Raw genomic sequence first — 21250 nt, 5'->3', positions numbered from 1 at the left:
AATCCCAAGTCACCTCCATTCCACAATGCTATTGTTATTATAACTCTAGTATACCAGTTAAATGAGACGCAGCCTCGGGAAGGAGTTCAAGCTCAAAGGGTCTAACAGCTGCAGTGCCATGGCCCTTTAAGCTCACTCAATAAGAATGAAACCTAAAAAAGCGAAATTGCCATGCAAATTTGAAATAAAACCTTTTCCCCATTTCGACCAGCGAATCTCTGTGACTAAGAATGTCAGAAAAAATCTTCAAAACCCCATGTATATCTCTTCACATAGCTTCTATCCCTTTATTCATTACACAATTACAACTCGAAAGTATAAGAAAGAGAAGTTTCTATCCGATCCTAAGAAACGAGAAATATATTATGCCAGCCATATGGATGGATACATATTCAAATACTATGGTGAAAGCCTTAATTATCTGTACAACAAAGCATGTCATGACAGAGGTTTGAACGATGTTTCTCTTGCTTACCGTAATAATAAAGAGGGAAGAAGTAATATCCACTTTGCCGCTGAGGTAATCAAATTTATATCGATACAAGAGCATGCGTTTATCTTCGTGTCAGATTTCTCCAAATATTTTGATAACCTCGATCATAAGCTGCTTAAAGAACGTCTACAAAAAGTCTTAGGGGAAGAATCTAGGCTTCCGGCAGACTGGTGGAATGTCTTTAAGCATCTTACTAAGTTTAATTGGGTGGAAAAGGACTTGTTGATCAATGATCTTAAGCAGTCCAAGGGGTGGTCAAGCGACCGTAAAAATAGGGAAAGGTACTATACACCTGCTGAATTTAGGGAGTTTCGTAAACGGGTGCCAATCTTATGTAATCCCTATGGTTACGGAATTCCCCAGGGTACAGCAATAAGTGCGGTACTAGCCAATGTTTATGCGATTGATTTTGATGAGGTTTTGAACACTTATGTTTCAGGGTTGGGCGGAATTTATAGAAGATACAGCGACGATATTATTATCGTTTTACCCATTAAGAAAGGTCAAGAAAATAAAATCACTGATCACATTTCATTCATCAGAGAAGCGGTAAAAGATAACAAAATAACTATGGGCGAAGGCAAAACGAACACCCTGTTTTATTCCAACAAGGGAATCTATAAGGAAATACAATGTGAGAACGCCGGCAAGCTCGATTATCTTGGATTTGTCTTTGATGGAACAAAAGTCTTGTTAAGAGAGAAGAGTTTGTTTAAATATTACCATAGAGCTTATAAGAAGGTAGCCTCCGTTAATAAGAAGAGCAGCAAGAGGGGGAAAAATGTTGGCAGGAAAAAACTATACTCTCTGTATACTCATCTCGGGAGAAGATACAAGGGGTATGGAAATTTTATTACCTATGCTAAGAAAGCTCATGCTGTGTTTCAGGAGATTGATACCGTAGAAAGCTTGATTTATAGACAAATTAAAAGGCATTGGAACAAGATACAAGCACGAATGATTTCAGTTACAGTAGAAACAACTTCATCCGATGTGGGTAAAAAAGGTAGCACTTCATTTTACGGTTCTTAATATTTTTAATCAAAGTTGAATTATTCGTAAATTGATATGAATTACTAAATCAGGAAGTGAAAAACGTTGGCAAAACCAATTTTCTTAAAAAGAAAGCTGTTGACTATCAGATCATCAGCAGTATCACCTAATTTTCAAGGAAAAACGGTTCTTGCAAGTGAACCTTGGACCTTCGTTGAGTCATGGTTGAGGAATAATAGTACAGTAGAGGCTTCGTTTTATTGGGAACAAGCTAAAAACTTCTATCTTAGTTCAAAATCACTTCCGACAACTGCTGCTCCATTGCCGCTTTATTACTGTTTCCTAAATGCAGCTAAAACTCTACTCATTGTTAAGAAACAGGTCTTCTCAACAAAACATGGAGTTTCCGGCAACTACTCAGGAAAGAGAGCTGCAAGACCTAATACAGAGGATGAGAAGGTTAACTTTAAAACTAGAGGTATTTTAGCAGCACTGGGTAGTTTAATTGATGATCATATTACGCCTGGCGAATATCAATATAATCTTGATCAACTATTCTATAATATTCCATATATTCATCGAGCTTACTGTCTTTCATATGATACAGAAACAAGAACAGTTCCTGAGTTGTTTATTCCAATAAAGGACCCTCACTTTGTTAATAAACCAGGGTCCACCCAAAGCTGGTTTGTAGCCGAAATTGAACCAGATCCTCGATATGCGAATGGACATACTATTAATAAATTGCCTCCGGATTTTGAGAGGCTTACAAATATTTCTGACCGTTATGTAATTCGGATGAAAAAGCGCTTTAGGTAGAATAAACAGAACCTATCGCCTTTTGAAGTTTATCATAATAAAGTAAGAAAACATGTACTACCCATTGTGGGAAAGGGGGAGAAAAAGTGGTACATAAGGCGTAGCCAAAATGGGGATAAGTGGATTAATAGGAGTCCACTAACGCTGTCTTTTGCTGCCATGCATCGATTAAGTGAACTATCACGGTATAATCCAATGATTCTAAGAGGGTATTTATCAGGAAGGCATAATTGGATTGTAACAGAGTTTATACAAAAGTCTCCCTATCAGTTTATTAATGAAATTGCATCCGAAATAACCGGGTATGAATTTCTTGATACTGGTGTCTTTTAATGTGAAATGAGTCCTCTCTATAATAATGAGGGGGCTATTTATTTTTTTATGAAATACCCAATATTAGTTTAATACCTAAGAATTTAGCCGTTACAGACAGCGCGGTGAACCGTATCATTGATAGTGGTAAAGCAAAGAGTCGAGTTGAAGGTTGATGCTACGATGTTGAATCTACAGATTGGGGCTTAGGCATTACACTCGACGCATGTGGAGTGCTTATTATTGATGATTCGTAATGACTGAGATGGTGACAGTATTCGCTCAAAAAAATAGTAAGGTCACGATGTATTTGAGTACTTTTAGTGGGAGACTTAGCTCAACTGTGAGCGTCAAATAGCCCCCACCTGTTAATTAGACGGGAGCAGCTATAGAATAAGGGAAGATTAAGTGATGCGACAGGTGACCGGCAGTAATGCCGACCACGGCATAAACGGTTCCAGTGCCTGCGGATCCTGAAGATTCGAAAGCTGAGGCAATTGCTCGAACAGGTACATCAAGTACCGGAACGGATGCAGGCCGTTCTCCTTCGCGGTCTCAATCACGCTGTAAATCGCCGCGCTTGCCTTGGCTCCTCTCGGAGTGTTGGCGAAGAGCCAATTTTTGCGCCCGATCACAAAAGGCTTAATCGACCGTTCGCTGCGATTGTTGTCGATTTCCAGCACCCCGTCCTTCAGGAACGCCGTCAACTTATCCCATTGGTTCAGGTTGTAAGCAATCGCTTGACCGAGCAAGCTTTTGGGCATCGTCCGGGACCGCTGCTGGCGCAGCCAGGCGTAATAGGCATCCAGCACCGGGCGGCTTCGATCCTGGCGAGCCATAAATCGCTCTTCCGGCGTGGCCCCCTGCAGGTCCCGTTCAATGGCAAAGAGTTGGTTGCAATACGCCAGTCCTTGTCCGGCTACCGTGTCCTTGTCCCCCTTCGCCTCCGGTACAGCCTTGAGCGCTTCGTCGTATTTGCGCCGGGCATGCGCCCAGCAACCCACCAGTATGACTCCGGCCACCTTATAGTAGCCCGGATAACCATCCACATGCAGATATCCCCTAAATCCAGACAGGAAGTTCCGGGGATGCTCGCCACCACGCGTCCGCTAGTAGTCGTAAACGACGGCCGGATCTGTGCCACGACCCGTGCGATAAAGCCATAAATACGAGGTCGATTCTGCCGATTTACCGGGTTCGCGAAGCACTTGCAACGTCGTCTCGTCCGCATGCAGCGCACTTTGCTTTAGCAGGTGCGCCTTCATCGCCGCGACGACCGGCATCAGCCATTGCTCCGCTCCGTAAATCATCCAGTTTGCCATCGTTTGCCGAGACAGCGTATAACCCAGACGGGCAAATTGCTGCTCTTGCCGGTACAGCGGCAGACTGTCTACGTATTTCTGGCACATGACATGCGCCAGAATAGACGGTGAAGCCAGACTGCCCGGATACACCGGTTTAGGCATCGGCGCGGTAAGGATGGGCGTCTGCATCTCATGACGCTCACAGTGTCGGCAGGCGTATACCTGCCGCACATGCTGAATGACCTTGACTTGCGGTGGCACGATGGCGATTTCACTGCGCGTCTCGGCACTCATCTCATGCAGAGAACCGCCGCAGCACGGACATACCTGCTCGTCTTCGTTCAGGCTGTACACGACGGTCCCCGACCGGTAGTTTGGACAGATCTGCTTTCCACTTGCCGCTGGTCTTGCGGCGCTCGTAGGTGACTTTCTCCGTCAGAGGCTCTTGCCCCTCCGGGGTAGCCAGCACTTCGGCTTCGTTGAACAAATTCAATTCTAGTTGATCCGGATGCGTTTTTTCGCTGGAGGCACCGAAGCGCTTCTGTTGGGCGAGGCGAAACTGCTCTTCATACCATTTGAGTTTGGCTGACAGTTCGGCTAGTTCACGCGCCTGCTGCTTATTCTGTTGTTCCAGCCCTGCATTTTGCTGCTGGGGTTGTTCCAGGGTGAGGGATTCCGCTTCAGTTTTCATACCGTTTTCTTTCGACAACCCGGTGGCAAAATCCTGCTTGTGCGTAACCGAAATCTGTTAGATCGCCACTTCCGGCGAAAGGGCAGGATGGGCATGGACCTGCGAGAGCGACAGGCCATCGAGTAGCCAGCGCAGTTCCCGAGCAGTTAGGCAAAGCGGCATGGTGCCGCCGGAAGGCCACTGAAACGTGCCACGCTCCAGACGACGGTAGTAGAGCCAAAATCCTGCGTGATCCCACTGCAAGATTTTGAGTTTGTCCCGTCTGCGGTTGCAAAACACAAATAACGCCGCGGAGAAGGGATTGAGCGCAAACTGTTCCTGGACGATGGCGGCTAGGCCGTCAATGGATTTGCGAAGGTCGGTGGAACCACAGGCCAGATAGACCTGCGCAGCAGCGGCCATATTCAGCATAAAGTCTCCAGTGTGCGTACGACATCGCGAAGCAACTGCGGTTCAAAACTTGGAGTGACAGCAATGCGAGCGGAGCCTACTTGTACCCACAAGGAATGAGAAGAGGCCTTTTCCGTTCCTTCCTGGCTGATCACGTTCACCGGACGAAATGCCGGGGGTGCCGCTGGCGAGAGGTCCTCCTTTTTCTTCGCTTTGTAGAGCCAATATTTCAGTTGATCCACCGAAAGACCTTGCTCTGCGCACCAGGCCTTCATCGTCTTTCCACTCGCCCGGTACGTTGCGATGCGTTCCATCCATTGCTGCCGTTTCGTTCTTCATCTCGCTTTCCTCCATCTGTTTGAGATGGTTCTTATTTTGACAGCAGGCGGCTCTCATGAACAAGTGTGTTCGGTTTGACGCTTACGTATGAGAGTTCAAAGAGTTAGAGAAGAACAGGGCCAATTTCGCACGTCTTGCCATTGAATAGAAATTATATCTGTTCTTTTTGTACCTCACCTTTATTCGTTATTTAGGAGAATCTGTCGAGTCAATAAATTTCACATTTTTGAGAGCATATTCTAAAGCCATATTAATTATTTCGTTTCGGGAACGATTGCTCTTTCGAGCAAGTTCATCCAATTGGTCCTGCATAACTTTTTCTATGCGTATTGACATCGTAACTGTCTTGTCTTCCCTGGGGGTTATGATGAACTCGTCACTATTCATGAAAAATCACCTCACATATCAGTATAGAAAGAAAGTGAGAAGTTAAAACATAATACGATTTGTGATATATTTTAATTACAAATTGTAATATTCACTATTTTGTGTACTTAGTGTAGTACGGGGTTCTGATCATACTAGATTTTCTGTCCATTAAATATTTATTTGGAGGTCACGTTTATGAAAAGTAATAACATCGATGTTCTGATACTGATAGACGAGGCTGGTGACCTTACCCCATTTAGATTATTTAAGTTATATACTAATCTCCGCGGATGCTTAATGATGTCCTTAAAGAAAGAGAATGTGTACTTTCCTTTTAAGGTAATGCAGACAGAGGAGGGAGTTACCGAGTTATTGTGCCAGAGGAATAGGAGATACAGAATTTCAGGAATTTCCTACAAAGTACCTAATTGAATATTTCAGTCCCATAGAGCCATTAAGTTAATGAATGAGAGTCACTTCGTTAATAAAATAGAGCCACGATGTTAATGTACAGAGCCAGTATGGGACTAAACTTACGGGCTGGATAGTTCCAATTGTGGTAATATATAGATGGTTGACGACTTATGTTTTGGAGGGTTGAGAATGAAGTGGTTTGGTCTGAATCGAACTAGAAATGGCCTCAAATCAAAGATTGATTGGAGTAGTCATCTTCCAAAACATATCGCAATTATGATGGATGGAAACGGTCGATGGGCGAAGCGAAGAGGATTACCTAGGTCTGCTGGCCACTATGCTGGGATGCAAACAATGCGTCAAACCATAAGCATGTGTCATAAAAACGGAATAGAATCACTAACGCTATACGCTTTTTCAACAGAAAATTGGAAAAGGCCTAAAGACGAAGTTGATTACATCATTAGTTTAGTGAGTGAGTTTGTTCAAGAGACAAACGTTCGTGAGTTAAATGAAAACAATATTAAAGTCTTTTTTATTGGAGATATTTCTAAATTTCCTGAAGTAACCCAGCAAGCCATGCGTAAAGTCGTAGATGAAACTGAAGAAAACACTGGACTAAAAGTTTATTTTGCAATGAATTATGGCGGTAAGAGCGATATAATTCAAGCTGTAAGATCGATAGTTAAAACAAAAAATGAGGAAGAAATTACGGAAGAGGAGTTTGAACAGTTCCTCTATACAGGAAATAATCCTTGCCCCGACTTACTAATTCGAACAAGTGGTGAGAAACGGTTAAGCAATTTTTTACTTTGGCAGTCAGCCCATACTGAACTCTGGTTCACTGATGAAATGTGGCCTGATTTCAATGAGGAACTTCTTTATGCGTCCATTTTAGATTATCAAAATCGAAAGAAAAGAGCCTAAGCATTAAAGTAAACATTCCTGTTAGTCCTAAGAAACGGACTTTGTCAAAATAGGAGCGCCTCGGTATGATGGGTTTGTCGGCGGGTTTGAAACCCAACACCAACAAGGGAGGCGCTCTTACTATGAAGTTTAAGCAATCGGTAGGACAAAATCAACGGATTGAACGCATTACAAGCTCTCATCTCGTAGTTGGAATCGACATGGCCAAGGAGACCCATGTAGCGCAAGCTACGAACTTCCGGGGAATTGTGCTTTCAAATCGGCACTTTTCGTTTAAGAACACACATAGCGGATTTGAAACACTAAAACGGTGGATGGATGAATTACAGCGGAAACATAGATTAAAAGGTCTTATTATCGGCATGGAGCCGACAGGTCACTATTGGAACAACCTGGCCAATTGGCTAGTTGCACAGGGACAAAACGTCTCTTAGTGAATCCGGAGACAACAAAAAGAAACAAGGAGAACCGTGATAACAGTCCTTCCAAGAGCGATCCCAAAGACGCCCTCATCATTGCAGACGCTGTCAGCCGTGGGTTTTACTACGATTTCACTCGTCAAACGGGGGATTTCCAAAGGTTACGCACCATCATGAGTGATCGGGAATTTTGGGTCACAAATAGCGTACGGCTGCAGAATCGGATCGTTCGCTGGCTAGATATTTATTTCCCTGAGTATGCATCTGTCTTTAAGGATTGGACACGCCCTCGATCGATTGCCACCCTCAAAGCGTTTCCATCCCCATCTGATCTTCATAGCCGATCCATTGAAGAGGTCATTACGGGATGGAAAAAGTACATGAAGCGAGCTGGCGGCACCACGGGAAGACAGAAAGCTGCCGAACTCCTCAGTAAAGCCAGACAGAGTGTAGAGAGACCGCTGCACTCATGGAGGCAAAGCAAGATTTACAACGGTTGTTAGACGAGTTTGAGCGTATTACCGACATCTTAGAACAGGTCGAAAGGGAACTCGGAACATTACTGGAAGGGATCCCGCTGGTTAGCCAACTTCGCTCGGTAAAAGGTCTTGGTACGATTTACATTGCTGCGATTCTGTCCAGTGCAGGTGACTTGAGACTGTATTCCCACGGGCGTCAATTGCTGAGGAGAGCCGGCCTAAATCTGGCTGAAAGTAGCTCAGGGAAGCGCAAGGGAGAGATTGTAATCTCGAAGCGCGGGGATGCAAAGCTGCGAAATATCTGTATCTTGCGATGCTTACACTGGTAGGAACCAATGCTGTTTTTCGCCAGCTGCATGAAAACAATGTTCAAATTAAGCATATGGGAAAGCAACAGTCGGTGTTTAAGTTACTTGGAAAACTGGCTCGTATCCTAGTTGGGATGGTTCAAAACGGTGACTCGTTCATGCCCGAGAAAACTGTCCATTCGTTTGTTCAAGTAGCATAAAGCTATATTGCAGTATCGTCGTAAATTGACTCATTCGCAGGATTTCGAATAAAGAAAGCACGGAGGACCGAGTTCGTACCCGATAAGGGCATAGACCCATCAGCTAAACGCTATCGGTCTCCACACCTTGGATAAGTGTAACGAAGGAATGTCAGGGCATAGACCCGTCGAGCCGTGGGATGGTAAACTTCCAGGGGACTAGTGGAGGATGCGTGCAGTAGAGAACCACCAGGAGAAATAGTCCCAGTCGTTTCTTCTATTCCCGCATGCCTAAAACAGCGACCTTATGGGTTTCAAATGATATTTTCCTTTCGGCCACTGCCTTCTAGGGTAATGAAATCCTGCGAATGAGTGAGCATACGAGAGATAATCCCTTAATACCGAGGGAAGAGTACGATAATACAGGAATTCACACGAGACTACATATGCCTTATTGAAGTCTAGGGGGAAATTATGAAGACCTATATATACATGGTCAGGCACGGAGAATCACCGAAAATGGAAGGGGACGAAAGAACACGTGGACTGACTTTAAAAGGCGAATCAGATGCCCGAATTGTAGCTCAATTATTGAAAGATGAGGGTATAGACAGGTTCATCTCAAGTCCATATAGAAGGGCAATATTAACAATAGAAGGACTAGCCCAATCATTAGGCAAAGAAACGATTGTGATTGAGAAACTAAAAGAAGTAGTATTTATTGGCGACGATAGAATAATGCCTGATAAGGAGGTGTATCCATTAGTAAAGAAAATGTTTTCAGACCCCGACTTTTCGTTGCCTGGAGGGGAGTCTTTTACGATTTGCCAAAATCGTGTTGTAACAATATTAAAAAACATTATTAGCGAATATAAGGGCCAGAAAGTTGCTATTGGAACTCATGGGGCCGTTATGACAATGATGATGGGGTACTTCGATTGGATTTTTTATTAAATACTTCAAAACCTGATATCTACAAGATGGAATTTGATGAAGGAATATTAACCAAAACAGAGAGGTTATGGAGGTGAATTCTTGCATGATTCAATTTCGCTTACGGTACGACAGTTGAAAATTGTAAATGGGAGAGCCCTCATATTCTGCTGGCTCTCCTTATTAATTTGCTGGCTCTATTTCGTTAACATCATGGCTCTCACTAATTAACCAAGTGGCTCTGCCGTACCGAAATATTCATAATCAAAGAAAAAACAAGATTGAATTTAAATACGTTATAGTAGATTCCTTTGATCAGGCCTTGAATCTGACACGCTATATTTCTCTGAAAAGCGTATTGGTTATTTCAAAAGCTATTGTCGATACTGGCTGCGACAGAAGTAAGTCAAACAAGATGTGAAAATGTGGAGCGACTGTAATTAAGGATCTTTCAGTAAGATTGGATACCTGCGGTATTGTAAAAACATTGTCGAAAGCAGGGTTTTCAAGTAAGATTGTCGATAATCCTAAAGAACTAGTATAATTAGGAGATAGACAGGAGCAAGACGAATGCTATCAGGAGAAATTCGTAATAAGGTTGATAAAATATGGTCAGATATATGGGAAAGCTTGTAGAAATGGTTACACAAATTAAAGAGAATGCGGTTCAGGTCATAGGTTAGTTGCAGAAGGCGTAGGAATAGAGGTGGAATCATGGTCGACATAGAGCAATATAAGCATTATAGACAAGTTCAAGTGGGGCTGCACAGTAAGATCATGGAAGATTTGGTCCATGCCACTGAGTTTCAACAGGCTGCCAGTATTCTGGGCATACTTTATAAGCAGAACCAGATAGTTATTGAATCCTATGCGGAACAAGATGCATTGTATGATTTTAATATATATGAAACAATCCGAGAGGAAAAGAGTTCTTTATCAGGGTTTGCGGAGAATTATCTTGCAGATAATCATGTGGAAAATGAGTTGCTAAATGCCATGCTGCATTCGGAGACTTCTTTATATGAAATCATAAGTATCGACAATAAGGAAGGAATGCTCATCCTGCGTGATATTTTGCGTGGGCTGAACAAGTCGGTAAAACTTGTCGATCTCAGTTTGATTAATTGCATACAGCAGAATGTATTGATATTTACCCGATTACTTCATTTGGAAGAGTATAGTATTACATATGGCTTAGGCTTTGTATTTTCCAATAATCATAAAGATTATATTCTGAGCAGAAGCCGAAAAATGCTCAAAAAAATGAAAACGGGGGACCCCTCAACAGACAGATTCATTGTGTTCTTTCATTTAAATCGTTCGGATGGAATTCCCGTATCGTATGAGAAAGTAGAATGAAGACCAATTTCAGGCGCTACTCGAAATTCTGGATCCATCAAAAGAGCTAATGGATAAAGATTTAATCCAGCACGCGGTCCAAAATTCTTGGTGGGAAAACAATGAACAGAAAGATATTATTGTGGGAAAACTATAATTTCCGGTTATTGTCCATGCGTGCGATGGTGGGCCTTTCTTTTTTTTTAGGAGGAGTTATGGAATTTATTAAGAATTTGCTCGTAGAGCTCGGAGTCCAAGCAGATACAGCTGTTTATCTGTCCAATGTGATCATGATCGTTGGAATCATTGCGCTGAGCATATTAGCTAATTTTATTACTAAGAAGGTCGTTATAAAAGTCCTCAGCCATTATATTAACAACAACCGGTTCCAGTGGGACAATTATCTATTGGAGCGGAAGGTCATCCAGAAGCTTTCTCATGTGGTTCCCGCCCTCATTATTTATTATTTCTCTTTCACCTTTCCTGATTATCAACAATGGATAGAGAAGGGTGTCATCATCTACATGATTGTGGTGATGATGCTGGTAGTGGACGCATTCCTTAATGCTCTGAATGACATTTATACAACCTACGAAATTTCCAAGGTCAGACCGATCCGGGGATATATTCAGGTCGTTAAAATTGTTATGTTTATCATTGGCGGAATACTGGTGATCTCCAATCTGATTGGAGAGAGTCCGATCATTCTCCTGAGCGGGATCGGCGCATTATCGGCGGTTATTATGTTGATTTTCAAAGATTCTATTTTGGGTCTGGTAGCAGGCATTCAATTGACTTCCAATGATATGGTGCGTGTCGGCGATTGGATTGAGATGCCCAAATACGGAGCGGATGGAGATGTTATCGAGATCTCTTTGAACACGGTCAAGGTCCAGAATTGGGATAAGACGATTACGACCTTGCCGACTTATGCGCTCATCTCGGATTCCTTCAAAAACTGGAGAGGCATGCAAGCTTCCGGCGGCCGGAGGATCAAACGCTCGGTTCATGTCGATATGGGCAGTATTGCCTTTTGCAGCGATGACATGATCGAGAAGTTCAAAAAAATTCATTATCTTCACGACTATATTACCAGTAGAGAGAAAGAAATCGAGCAGCATAACATCGAAAATGAAATAGACCGATCCAATAAAGTGAATGGCAGGGCATTGACGAACATCGGTGTTTTTAGAGCCTATATTGTACAATATCTCGAGCATCATCCCCAAATTCATAAAGGCATGACACGCATGGTCAGGCAATTGAATCCCGGGGAAACCGGACTGCCTTTGGAAATTTACGCCTTTACGAATGATACCGCTTGGGCGGTTTATGAAGGGGTACAATCCGATATTTTTGACCATATTCTTGCGGTCGCTCCAGAGTTTGGGCTTCGAGTCTACCAGAATCCAACCGGCCATGATTTGAAGAGCTTGTTGAAGGCGGGTTCGGCCGATTAGAGGGCTTGCCAAGCCAAAAATCGACTAATCCAAACTCTCAACCCCTATCCACCCGTCACAACATGCTCACCTGCATGCTGATTTTTTTGTAAATAATGAAAGCCTTTCCATCCCTGCATCGCTATGCTAGAATCCCACATAGGATAAGTTACAGCTTAAGCTCAAGTAGGCTTGATGGCGGGAGGGGTCGCATGCTTGCTTTTTTAAGGAGACATTCGATACGTTGGCAGTTGATTTTTACAGGCATCGTTATTTTGCTTATGCTCATTGTTATTGTCATTTGGAGCTATTATCGCATTCTGGACATTACCTATGAGCGGAATAGCGTATATACTCAGGAAATGATTACGACTATCAAACAGAATATTGTTTCTAACGCGGATACGATCAACCGGATCATGCCGAATATAGCGTATAACGATACGGTGCAGCAATATTTGCGGAACGAGGATCCGCTCGCCAGGTATGAGCTTTATTTGAAGCTGGAAAAATTGCTGGTGAACCTGAAATCGATGAAGCAGGGCATTCTGGAAATCGTACTGATTGGAATGAACGGCAACACGTATAATTGTATCAACTGCGAGAAGGACATTCCTTTAGAAGAGATTCCTGCGCGCACAACGGCCTATTACTTGGGGATTCACCCGATTCCGGCCGGAGTTCCCGTCCATCTGAGATCAACTTTTTCCGAAGATTATGTCATTTATGTCGGGGCGCCCATTTACGATACCGCTACCGGAGCAGGAACCAAAATCGGATATGCGATCATGGTGCTGGACGTCAATGCGCTTGTGCCGCATATGGACTATATGTCGCAGCGCATCACGGGTAAATTTTATGTTACGGACCGCAATGGGATGATATATGCGGGCAACAGTCCAACCGAAATCGGCCAGCCGCTTCCTGAAACGTTGAGGGTTTATGAACAGGGAGAGATCTCTTCCACCTTCAAGCATAATGGGGAGAAGTCTGTCGTACATACATTACAGATTCCTGAAATTGGAAGCAGAATCATTAGCATTTTTCAGGTGAAGGAGCTGTTTCGCGGTCTGGAGGATGTGCAGACCTTGATTATTGGGGTTTTTGCTCTGCTGATTGTGGTTTTGTTCTTATGCTATATTTTCATCAGCCGGAACATTTTGCTCCCGCTTCGTTCTTTCCTATCCTACATCTATGGGATCCGGGCTAAAGGGCTTGAAAGCCGAAGCCACCGTATAGCTGTCAGGGGCTATGCGGAATTTGACGTGATGGCGAACAAATTTAACTCGCTGCTGGACGAAATTGATGATTTGGTCGAAGAACTGATCGAATCCCGGACTCATATTTTTGAATTGGAGATATTAAAACAGCAGGCGGAGCTGCGCTTCCTGAAGAGTCAGATTAACCCTCATTTCTTGTACAATACATTGGAGACGATGAAGGGGATTGCCCTGGCACGGGGGGTTCGGGAAATCCGCGATATGTCGGATGCGTTAAGCCGGATTTTTCGTTACAGCATCAAGGGGGAGGAGCACGTAAGGCTGCAGGAGGAAATCGATATTATTCAAGCCTACGTCCATGTTCAGCAAACCCGCTTTGAAGGGCGTTTTAATGTGCAGTATGAGTTCGCTGAATCCACTTTAAACTGTAAAATGATCAAGATGATCCTCCAGCCTCTGGTGGAAAATGCGATATACCACGGGATTGAGCCGAGTATGGTGACCTGTCATCTTGTTGTAGGCAGTCGAATGGGCGGCAACGGGGAGATGCTGTTGTGGGTGAAGGACGATGGAGTGGGCATGGTGCCGGCCATCCTCGACAGCATCAGGCAGAGCCTGCGGAATCAAGAGACGGGAAGAGAGCTTCTCCCTGTTTCCTCTCCAAAGCATATTGGTATAATGAATGTGCATCAGCGTCTTCGTTTTGCCTACGGAAGTGGATACGGCATCTCATCCATTGACAGCCTGCCGAACGAAGGGACGAGGGTGACCCTCTGTATTCCTGCAAAAGGAGAAGATTTAGATGTATAAGGCTATGTTGGTGGATGACGAGAAGTGGATTCTGGAGAGCTTGAGGGGGACGGTGGACTGGACAGAAATTGGATTCGAAATCGTCGGGATAGCCGCGAATGGCATTGAAGGCTTTGAACGCATCACGGAGCTTCGGCCGGATGTGGCCTTTATCGATATCCGTATGCCGGGCATGAACGGGATCGAGTTAATCGGGAAGCTGAAGGCTGCCGAAGTGGCTACCAAATTCATCATTGCCAGCGGTTATGCGGAATTTGAATATGCCAAGCAGGCGATGACTTACGGGGCTGTCGGATATTGCTTGAAGCCTTTCAAAGAAGAAGAAATTATGGAGGCGCTCCTGGCTGTCAAACATTCGATAGCTAAGGAACGGCAGGCATTGCGCCATGAACTCGAGCGCCTTCGTGACCATGGGGATGTGACGCACCCCTGTGCTGCCGTTGAAGTGGAACCGGCGGGCTATAGTATCCCGGGTGAAAAGGGTGCGGCCCCTGCTCCAGATGCAGCGGATACGGACGGCAAAGAGACACTTCGGCTCATCGTGCGGCATATTCAAGAACATTTTCGCGACAATCTGACCATTCAGGACATGGCCAGGCAATTTTACTTACACCCGAATTATTTAAGCTCTTTGTTCAAAAAGGAGCTGCAAGTGAACTTCACCAAATATTTGACTGATTTGCGCATGCAACATGCCTGCAAGCTGCTTAAGTCTACACAGCTGGCCGTCAGCGATATTGCCATTCAGTCCGGTTACAACGAATACTACTACTTTGCTAAAACATTTAAGAAATATACAGGCAAAACACCTACCGAGTTCCGCATCGACTAATGGATTAGTCGGGGAACTTGGTTTTTTATCTAAGAACGTCTTAGAAATTTCCATACGTCAAGTGAGATTAATCCATAGGTACTTTCCCGGGTCTCCCTTACAATAATATGAAAGCGCTTAAAACAACAACGAAATGAGGGGATACGGATTGGGTTTTCGCAAGAACCTGCTGAGGCGGATGATCGAATATAGATATTTTTATATTCTCGTTGCCCCGCTGCTTGCTTATTACATCGTCTTCGAGTATGTTCCGCTCTACGGCCTGATGCTTGCGTTTAAGGAGTTTAATTTTTCCAAAGGGATTTGGGGCAGTGAGTGGGTCGGCTTGGCAAACTTTCAGGAAATTTTCTACCTGAACGATTTTTGGATTGCCTTTCGGAATACGGTCATTATTGCGTTCGGCCGGCTGCTGTTTGAATTCCCCGTGCCGATCGTTGTGGCGATTTTGCTTAATGAAGTACGTACCGCCCGCTTGAAGAAGTTTTATCAAGTTGTTTATACGTTTCCTCATTTTCTGTCCTGGGTCATTATTAGCGGAATTCTGATTAACTTCCTGGGGACCTTCGGGGTTTTGAACCAGATCTTGGAACTATTCGGCATCCAAAAAGTCAACCTGCTCGTTGACCCGAGTTCATTCCGGGCGCTTATCTTCAGCAGCAGCTTGTGGAGAGATATGGGCTGGGGGACGATCATTTACCTCGCAGCCATAGCGGGGATTAACCCTTCCTTATATGAGGCGGCCAGCATAGACGGGGCGAATCGCCTGCAGCGGATGTGGCACATTACTTGGCCGGGGCTAAAGAGCACGGTCGCCATCCTGTTCATTCTCAATGTCGGCGCGATGATGAGCTCGGGCGGAGGGGGCTTCGATCAGATTTTTAACCTGTATAATCCCGCGGTTTACGAGAAGGCGGACATTCTGGATACCTACATATACAGAAGGACATTTTCCGTAGGAGAAAGCTTCGGCACGTCAACGGCCGTCGGCTTGTTCAAATCGATTATTAATTTTGTCCTGCTGTATACGGCGAATAAAGCAGCCAAACGTCTTGGACAGGAAGGATTATTCTGATGAACTGGAAGAACACATGGGCGGACTACGCTATTCACGTATTTTTAATGCTGTTGGCTTTGATCACGATTTTGCCCTTTTACAACGTGTTAATTACTTCGTTCGCAGACCCGGCTGCGGTGGTCAAGCAGCAATTCTATCTGATCCCGACCAGCTTTAAGCTAAGCTCCTATGAGATGCTGCTTAAAGGAAGCTATATTGGCAGAGCATTGACGAATTCGCTGATCGTCACTTTGGCCGGGGTAACCATCAACATGCTGGTAACGACTTGCGGCGCCTACGCCTTGTCGAAGAAAGGCATGCCGGGCAGAAATGTGATGATGTCCGGGGTTATTTTCGCTATGCTATTCAGCGGCGGGTTGATTCCATTTTACTTGACGATCAAGAACTTGAAGCTCATTAACAGTTATGGCGCCATGATTTTGCCGGTGGCGGTGAGTACCTTTTTTCTGATCGTCATGATTAACCAGTTTCGCTCCATTCCGCCGGAGCTGGAAGAATCGGCGAAGATGGATGGCGCCAACGACATCTTTATTCTGTTTCGCATCGTTATTCCCATATCGAAGCCGACGATCGCCGCGATTACTCTCTTCTATGCCGTTGCCCGCTGGAACGAATGGTATTACGCGATGTTATTCATGACGGATACGAAGATGTATCCTATGCAATTATTCCTGCGAAACATGCTGATGGATGTGACCAAAATGGCCAGGGACGATATGGGCGCATCCATGGTGGCCCAGCTTAGCGAAACGTATCCGGACGGCCTGAAAATGGCCAGCGTCATCATAACGATGGCCCCGATCATGCTGGTGTATCCGTACTTGCAAAAATACTTTGCGGCAGGGGTCACCTTGGGTGCCGTGAAGGAATGAAGCTTCGGAGGCCCTTTCCTTCGGAACGGAATGGACGCTTTTCTTTATTGTCGTATTATAGAAAAAGTTTACAAGGGAGGACTAACGTGAACAAGAGACTAAGAACGATTTGGCTAATGTCCGCATGGGCTATTCTGCTTTTGATTATGGTGGGCTGCTCGAAGGATTCGAATTCGACGAATGGAAATACGGGCAATTCCGGAGGGAATGACAAGGAGAAGCAGGAACAAACAGGCGGCACGGACGACAACCCATTCGCCGAACATATGGACATTTCCGTATCCACGTTCAATATTGGCAAGGCGTTCCCGGACCGAAATTCGGACGAATATTTAAAGAGGATGGAAGAGAAGTTTAACGTGACGTTTGTAGATAAAGTGATCAGTTATTCCGATTATGTCGAGAAATTCCAATTGTGGAGCGCTTCCGGTGAATTGCCGGATGCCTTCAGCCACGACATCATTAACTCGGACACCTACTACTCGTGGATCAAACAAGGGATCATTCGAGAATTGCCGGATGATCTGAGTGCGTTTCCCAATGTTCAAAGAGTAATGAATCTGGATGAGACCAAAGCGCTTAAAGTGGATGATAAATTTTACATGATCCCGCGCCAGACGTATCAGGAACACGATCAATGGGCCGTGGAAAGATCCCTGGTTGTAAGAAAAGATTGGATGGACAATCTCGGGCTGGAGGCTCCGGTCACTTATGAAGATTATCTGAATATGCTCAGAGCCTTCGCCAAGGAGGACCCGGACGGCAATCATAAAGATGATACGGTCGGCCTGACGTTCCGCTCCAATGCGATGCTGCTTCCGATCGCTACAGGGACTTTTGCCAATTTGAGCAATAGCTCTTGGGTCAAGGAAGACGGTAAATATATCCCTTACTTTGCTTCCGAGCGGATGGATGAAGTCGTGAAGCAAATGCGTGAGCTTTATACAGAAGGAGCTATCGATCCGGACTTTGCCATTATGCAGACGAACGATGGCATTGATAAGTTCGGGCAGGGGAAGGTCGGGGCCATCTCCATTCAAGCCACGCCGAATGCATTGAAAAATCTCAGTAATTCATGGGAGAAATATAACAAAGATGTCAAACTGGAAGATGTCATCGCCATTATTCCCGAATCCTGGGCCAACCCGGAGGGGAAGCGCCATCGCCATCAAGCCATCACCTTCTGGTCGGAAAGCTACTTCAGCTCCAAAGTGGACGATAAGAAGATGGAACGGATTCTCCACATTTATGATTACTTACTATCCGATGAGTTTATCATCGACCGGTTTTATGGCATAGAAGGCAAAGATTACACGAAAGAAGGCGATACCTATACCATTACCCGCGAAAAGAATGAAAACGGCGAATTCGTGAGCATCGGCTCGCTCTATCCTTCCTTCAATATGCTCGGAGGTCTTGCGGCCTGGTATCAATGGACCGAGTTCTCCGGAAGTGAAGCGGTCGATATTGCTTATGGAGCGAAGCTGGTTGAGATGTCTCGTAAGGAACTAAACCATCGGATAGAAAATTATGAGCCGGTTCCGACCAATTTTAAAGTGGAGCTGCTGCATACGCCGGCTAAAGCGAAGCTGAGCGCGATTAACGTGGCGGAAGATATAACCCGGATTATGCTGGCCAAGGAAGATCCGGTGGCCATGTGGAAGGAGACGGTCAAAGGGTACGACAATAAAGGATTACAGAAAGCGATCGAAGAAGTCAATGAAGCGGTGCAAGCCCAAGGGCTGGATAACTGATATGAGCAAAATTAAGGAAATTCAAACTGACATGGGGCGGACTGCATGTGCGCCGCCTGATCCCGCTGATTGGAAGCCCGGCACCTCCATCCAGCTTGGGGCAGGTGCTGTGCCGAATATAAAGCTGGAGGATTTACGGGCCAGCGGCATAGACTGCATCGAACTGGCCTGGCGCAATGATGTATTCGATATGCTGGAGCCGGGCAACCAGAATCGGTGTGCGGAGCTTATCCGGCAAGCCAGGGGACTGGGCATTCAGGTCTGGTCCTTGCATCTGCCCTATGGTACAGAGTGGGATGTCTCGGCGGTGGATGAACGACACAGAGAAGCAGCAATCGCTCGGCATCTGCAGTTGATGCACTTAGCGGCTGAATGGAAGATCGGCACGGTCATCCTGCATCCAAGCTGGGAGCCGATACCCGATGCCGAAAGAAACGAGCGTCTGCAAGCTTGTCGAAGGTCATTGGCCCGTATGGCGGCCGAGGCTGAACGATTCAACCTGCGGGTTGCGGTGGAATGCTTGCCGCGAACCTGTCTCGGCAATACGAGCGAAGAAATGGGAGAGCTGCTCGAAGCCGATGAACGGCTGGGAGTATGCTGTGACGTTAACCACCTGCTGCAGGAGGCGCCGGAACAATATATAAGAAAGATAGGCTCACGCATCCTTACGGTCCATATGTCGGATAATGATGGCCTGGACGAGAAGCATGGGTATCCGGGGGAGGGGGTCATTCGTTGGAACGACGTGATTTCCGCATTACTTGAATGCGGTTATCAAGGCCCATTCATGTTCGAGGTACGACCGGTTAATCCTGACCGGCTTGGACAATGCTGGAGTCGTTTGATGAGTGCCTATAGCAAAAATGAATACTGAAAATAGCAGGAGGAGAAGATGAAGATCCCGCACCTATCGAAAAATGTTGGCGTCAGCAACAATACTGTTGCTGTGACGGATCAAGCCTCGCACCAGATCATTGTTCTGAGGATAGATGAATGGGCAAGGGGCCAGCAAGCCGCCGTTGTGTGGACATGGTCTGCAGCCGCCTCTAATGGATTTGAGAGACTCGAATCCTCCTGGGGACTTCCTACCGATGCCAAAATCAGGAGGAATGAAAAGCTCGGCGGATATTGGATGGCCGTTACCGATTCCAGAGGCCTGGCTGCGGTTGTGCCTTACCCCCAAGGAGACAGCAGACAATGGGGATGCAACGTCGGAGGCAATCCCCACTCCGCCGAACTATTGCCGAACGGAAATATTGCGGTTGCAGCAAGTACGGGCGGGTGGGTGCGCATTTATGCATCCTCCCAGGGGCCGGACTGTGGCGATTATGTGGAGTACCCGTTCCCCGGGGCTCACGGGGTCCAATGGGATCCCGAGCGTCAGGTGCTATGGGCTCTTGGCGACGATGATCTGGTTGCGCTTGAGATTGCAGGGCCCGATGCGGCCCCGGTAGTTCGGGAAGTGCATAAGATTGCCCTCCCGACACGGTATGGCCATGATCTTCAACCGGTGTATGGAAATACGGATCGGCTCTGGGTCAGTACGGGGAGCCATGTATACCAATATATCAAGTCCTTGAATGACTTCGATGAAAGCTATTCTAATAGCGATAGCATCAGCCGGGCTAACGTTAAAAGTGTGGGGAATTGTCCATCGGGTCAAGTCGTTTCCACGGTCCCGGATCAGGTGATCCGGCCGGATACCGGAAGCAGCTTCAACGATTGGTGCACCGCTCGTATTGATTTCATTAACCCCTCCATGACGGGCAATCTTCCCGGAGCGGCGATTTATAAAGCGCGGGTTTGGAATCCGAACTACAATTAATGCAAACCGAACCGAAACAGGTTATAATAATGGGAACGAATGTGCTATTATTATGATCTGCTAAGGAGTGATGTTTGATGAGTTCATCCAAACCATCTAATCCCAAACAGACATCGAAAGTGAAAGAACAGCGGGGGATTTACGATGTGCCCGAGCGCTGCGAAATTATTGGCGGAATTCGGTATGATTTTTTATCCTCCCCCAAATATGTGCACCAGAAGATATTGACGAATTTTCATCTTGCATTTCATGGGGCGTGCAAAGAGGAGGGGGAAATATTGCTCGCTCCGATGGATGTCCACTTCGACGAGGAGAATATCGTACAACCAGACGTCATTTATATAGCTAATGCGAACCTTGGAATTATTCGTGATGGTTTCGTGTTCGGTGTGCCTGATTTGCTTGTTGAAATTTTGTCCAGCAGTACGGGACAGAGAGACAAGACGATCAAGAAAGAGTTATATGAGAAACATGGCGTCAAAGAATATTGGCTTGCCGACCCAAGCTATCGGACGGTAGATCAATTCGTGCTAACCGAAGGGGAGGGCTATCGGCTTGCGGCCACTTTAACGGAAGAAGATCAACTCCAATCTCCGACGATTCCTTGTTTGACGATAGATCTCGCTTCGATCTTTCCGGACAATGATCGGCAATAAATATAGATAAAGGGCGTGATTTACGCCCTTTCTTCTTTTGTCACTGTAGCAACGATAATC

At 45.6% G+C, this 21250-nt stretch carries 16 protein-coding genes and 4 pseudogenes; 16 read left to right on the top strand and 4 right to left on the bottom strand.

Annotated elements, in window-relative coordinates; all coding sequences use genetic code 11:
- Positions 1 to 145: 145 nt before the first annotated feature.
- The 3 genes from KJS69_RS13350 (at position 146) to KJS69_RS30255 (ending at position 2638) form a co-directional block, all read left to right on the top strand.
- Positions 146 to 1525 (top strand): RNA-dependent RNA polymerase family protein, encoded by a 1380-nt coding sequence (locus tag KJS69_RS13350; RefSeq protein WP_213584268.1) that lies wholly within the window; start codon positions 146 to 148, stop codon positions 1523 to 1525.
- A gap of 66 nt (positions 1526 to 1591) precedes the next feature.
- Positions 1592 to 2305 (top strand): YaaC family protein, encoded by a 714-nt coding sequence (locus KJS69_RS13345; protein WP_213584267.1) that lies wholly within the window; start codon positions 1592 to 1594, stop codon positions 2303 to 2305.
- Positions 2306 to 2371: 66 nt separating this feature from the next.
- Positions 2372 to 2638, top strand: coding sequence for a YaaC family protein (locus KJS69_RS30255; protein WP_213584266.1), 267 nt, complete (start codon positions 2372 to 2374; stop codon positions 2636 to 2638).
- A 383-nt stretch (positions 2639 to 3021) separates the two neighbouring features.
- Here the strand turns inward: KJS69_RS30255 and tnpC are convergent.
- From tnpC to KJS69_RS29975, 4 genes and pseudogenes are all read right to left on the bottom strand, one after another.
- Positions 3022 to 4612, bottom strand: a pseudogene (tnpC, locus tag KJS69_RS13335) (IS66 family transposase).
- A 57-nt stretch (positions 4613 to 4669) separates the two neighbouring features.
- Entirely contained in the window at positions 4670 to 5023 is a 354-nt protein-coding gene (gene tnpB / locus KJS69_RS13330; RefSeq protein WP_213584265.1) for an IS66 family insertion sequence element accessory protein TnpB, read from the bottom strand.
- Positions 5017 to 5322, bottom strand: a pseudogene (tnpA, locus tag KJS69_RS13325) (IS66 family insertion sequence element accessory protein TnpA); the annotation flags it as partial. The gene tnpB and the pseudogene tnpA, both read right to left, overlap by 7 nt.
- 205 nt (positions 5323 to 5527) lie before the next feature.
- Positions 5528 to 5677 (bottom strand): ribbon-helix-helix protein, CopG family, encoded by a 150-nt coding sequence (locus KJS69_RS29975; protein WP_283777461.1) that lies wholly within the window; start codon positions 5675 to 5677, stop codon positions 5528 to 5530.
- 636 nt (positions 5678 to 6313) lie between these two features.
- On the opposite strand from KJS69_RS29975, the gene KJS69_RS13315 reads away from it, so the two are divergent.
- The 13 genes and pseudogenes from KJS69_RS13315 to KJS69_RS13255 all read left to right on the top strand — a co-directional run bounded on the left by KJS69_RS13315 (position 6314) and on the right by KJS69_RS13255 (position 21190).
- Positions 6314 to 7051: an undecaprenyl pyrophosphate synthase gene (locus KJS69_RS13315; protein WP_213584262.1), complete on the top strand. Its 738-nt coding sequence runs from the start codon at positions 6314 to 6316 to the stop codon at positions 7049 to 7051.
- Positions 7052 to 7173: 122 nt separating this feature from the next.
- Positions 7174 to 8457: pseudogene (locus KJS69_RS13310) on the top strand (IS110 family RNA-guided transposase).
- Positions 8458 to 8910: 453 nt separating this feature from the next.
- Positions 8911 to 9467, top strand: a pseudogene (locus KJS69_RS13305) (histidine phosphatase family protein).
- Between the two features lie 616 nt (positions 9468 to 10083).
- The gene (locus KJS69_RS13300) at positions 10084 to 10728 is read left to right on the top strand and encodes a DUF7986 domain-containing protein (RefSeq protein ID WP_213584261.1); all 645 of its coding nucleotides are present in this window, start codon (positions 10084 to 10086) and stop codon (positions 10726 to 10728) included.
- 194 nt (positions 10729 to 10922) lie between these two features.
- Complete coding sequence (locus tag KJS69_RS13295) at positions 10923 to 12167, top strand: mechanosensitive ion channel family protein (protein ID WP_213584260.1); 1245 nt, start codon at positions 10923 to 10925, stop codon at positions 12165 to 12167.
- 191 nt (positions 12168 to 12358) lie between these two features.
- Complete coding sequence (locus KJS69_RS13290; protein ID WP_213584259.1) at positions 12359 to 14176, top strand: cache domain-containing sensor histidine kinase; 1818 nt, start codon at positions 12359 to 12361, stop codon at positions 14174 to 14176.
- Positions 14169 to 15008 carry a response regulator transcription factor gene (locus tag KJS69_RS13285; RefSeq protein ID WP_213584258.1) on the top strand — a complete coding sequence of 280 codons (840 nt, stop codon included), beginning with the start codon at positions 14169 to 14171 and terminating at the stop codon, positions 15006 to 15008. The genes KJS69_RS13290 and KJS69_RS13285 overlap by 8 nt, the downstream gene beginning before the upstream one ends.
- 148 nt (positions 15009 to 15156) lie before the next feature.
- Positions 15157 to 16080: an ABC transporter permease gene (locus KJS69_RS13280; RefSeq protein ID WP_249730503.1), complete on the top strand. Its 924-nt coding sequence runs from the start codon at positions 15157 to 15159 to the stop codon at positions 16078 to 16080.
- Positions 16080 to 16955 carry a carbohydrate ABC transporter permease gene (locus tag KJS69_RS13275; RefSeq protein WP_213584256.1) on the top strand — a complete coding sequence of 292 codons (876 nt, stop codon included), beginning with the start codon at positions 16080 to 16082 and terminating at the stop codon, positions 16953 to 16955. The genes KJS69_RS13280 and KJS69_RS13275 overlap by 1 nt, the downstream gene beginning before the upstream one ends.
- An 86-nt stretch (positions 16956 to 17041) precedes the next feature.
- A complete protein-coding gene (locus tag KJS69_RS13270; RefSeq protein ID WP_213584255.1) occupies positions 17042 to 18709 on the top strand; it encodes an extracellular solute-binding protein in 1668 nt (555 codons plus the stop codon).
- A gap of 1 nt (position 18710) precedes the next feature.
- Positions 18711 to 19583, top strand: coding sequence for a sugar phosphate isomerase/epimerase family protein (locus tag KJS69_RS13265; protein ID WP_213584254.1), 873 nt, complete (start codon positions 18711 to 18713; stop codon positions 19581 to 19583).
- A gap of 18 nt (positions 19584 to 19601) precedes the next feature.
- Positions 19602 to 20534: a DUF6528 family protein gene (locus KJS69_RS13260; protein ID WP_213584253.1), complete on the top strand. Its 933-nt coding sequence runs from the start codon at positions 19602 to 19604 to the stop codon at positions 20532 to 20534.
- 77 nt (positions 20535 to 20611) lie between these two features.
- Positions 20612 to 21190: a Uma2 family endonuclease gene (locus KJS69_RS13255; protein ID WP_213584252.1), complete on the top strand. Its 579-nt coding sequence runs from the start codon at positions 20612 to 20614 to the stop codon at positions 21188 to 21190.
- The last annotated feature ends 60 nt before the right edge of the window (positions 21191 to 21250 follow it).

Origin of the sequence: Paenibacillus sp. J2TS4, from assembly GCF_018403245.1 — a bacterium.
GTDB lineage: Bacteria > Bacillota > Bacilli > Paenibacillales > NBRC-103111 > Paenibacillus_L.
Note: the sequence above shows the minus strand (reverse complement) of the source record. Positions and strands in the feature narration are given on the sequence as shown.

Excerpts from the sequence above, each read along its gene's own strand:
- KJS69_RS13350 (WP_213584268.1), top strand. The coding sequence starts at position 146 with ATGAAACCTAAAAAAGCGAAATTGCCATGCAAATTTGAAATAAAACCT.
- tnpB (WP_213584265.1), bottom strand. The coding sequence starts at position 5,023 with ATGCTGAATATGGCCGCTGCTGCGCAGGTCTATCTGGCCTGTGGTTCC.
- KJS69_RS29975 (WP_283777461.1), bottom strand. The coding sequence starts at position 5,677 with ATGTCAATACGCATAGAAAAAGTTATGCAGGACCAATTGGATGAACTT.
- KJS69_RS13315 (WP_213584262.1), top strand. The coding sequence starts at position 6,314 with ATGAAGTGGTTTGGTCTGAATCGAACTAGAAATGGCCTCAAATCAAAG.
- KJS69_RS13300 (WP_213584261.1), top strand. The coding sequence starts at position 10,084 with ATGGTCGACATAGAGCAATATAAGCATTATAGACAAGTTCAAGTGGGG.
- KJS69_RS13295 (WP_213584260.1), top strand. The coding sequence starts at position 10,923 with ATGGAATTTATTAAGAATTTGCTCGTAGAGCTCGGAGTCCAAGCAGAT.
- KJS69_RS13290 (WP_213584259.1), top strand. The coding sequence starts at position 12,359 with ATGCTTGCTTTTTTAAGGAGACATTCGATACGTTGGCAGTTGATTTTT.
- KJS69_RS13285 (WP_213584258.1), top strand. The coding sequence starts at position 14,169 with ATGTATAAGGCTATGTTGGTGGATGACGAGAAGTGGATTCTGGAGAGC.
- KJS69_RS13275 (WP_213584256.1), top strand. The coding sequence starts at position 16,080 with ATGAACTGGAAGAACACATGGGCGGACTACGCTATTCACGTATTTTTA.
- KJS69_RS13265 (WP_213584254.1), top strand. The coding sequence starts at position 18,711 with ATGAGCAAAATTAAGGAAATTCAAACTGACATGGGGCGGACTGCATGT.
- KJS69_RS13260 (WP_213584253.1), top strand. The coding sequence starts at position 19,602 with ATGAAGATCCCGCACCTATCGAAAAATGTTGGCGTCAGCAACAATACT.
- KJS69_RS13255 (WP_213584252.1), top strand. The coding sequence starts at position 20,612 with ATGAGTTCATCCAAACCATCTAATCCCAAACAGACATCGAAAGTGAAA.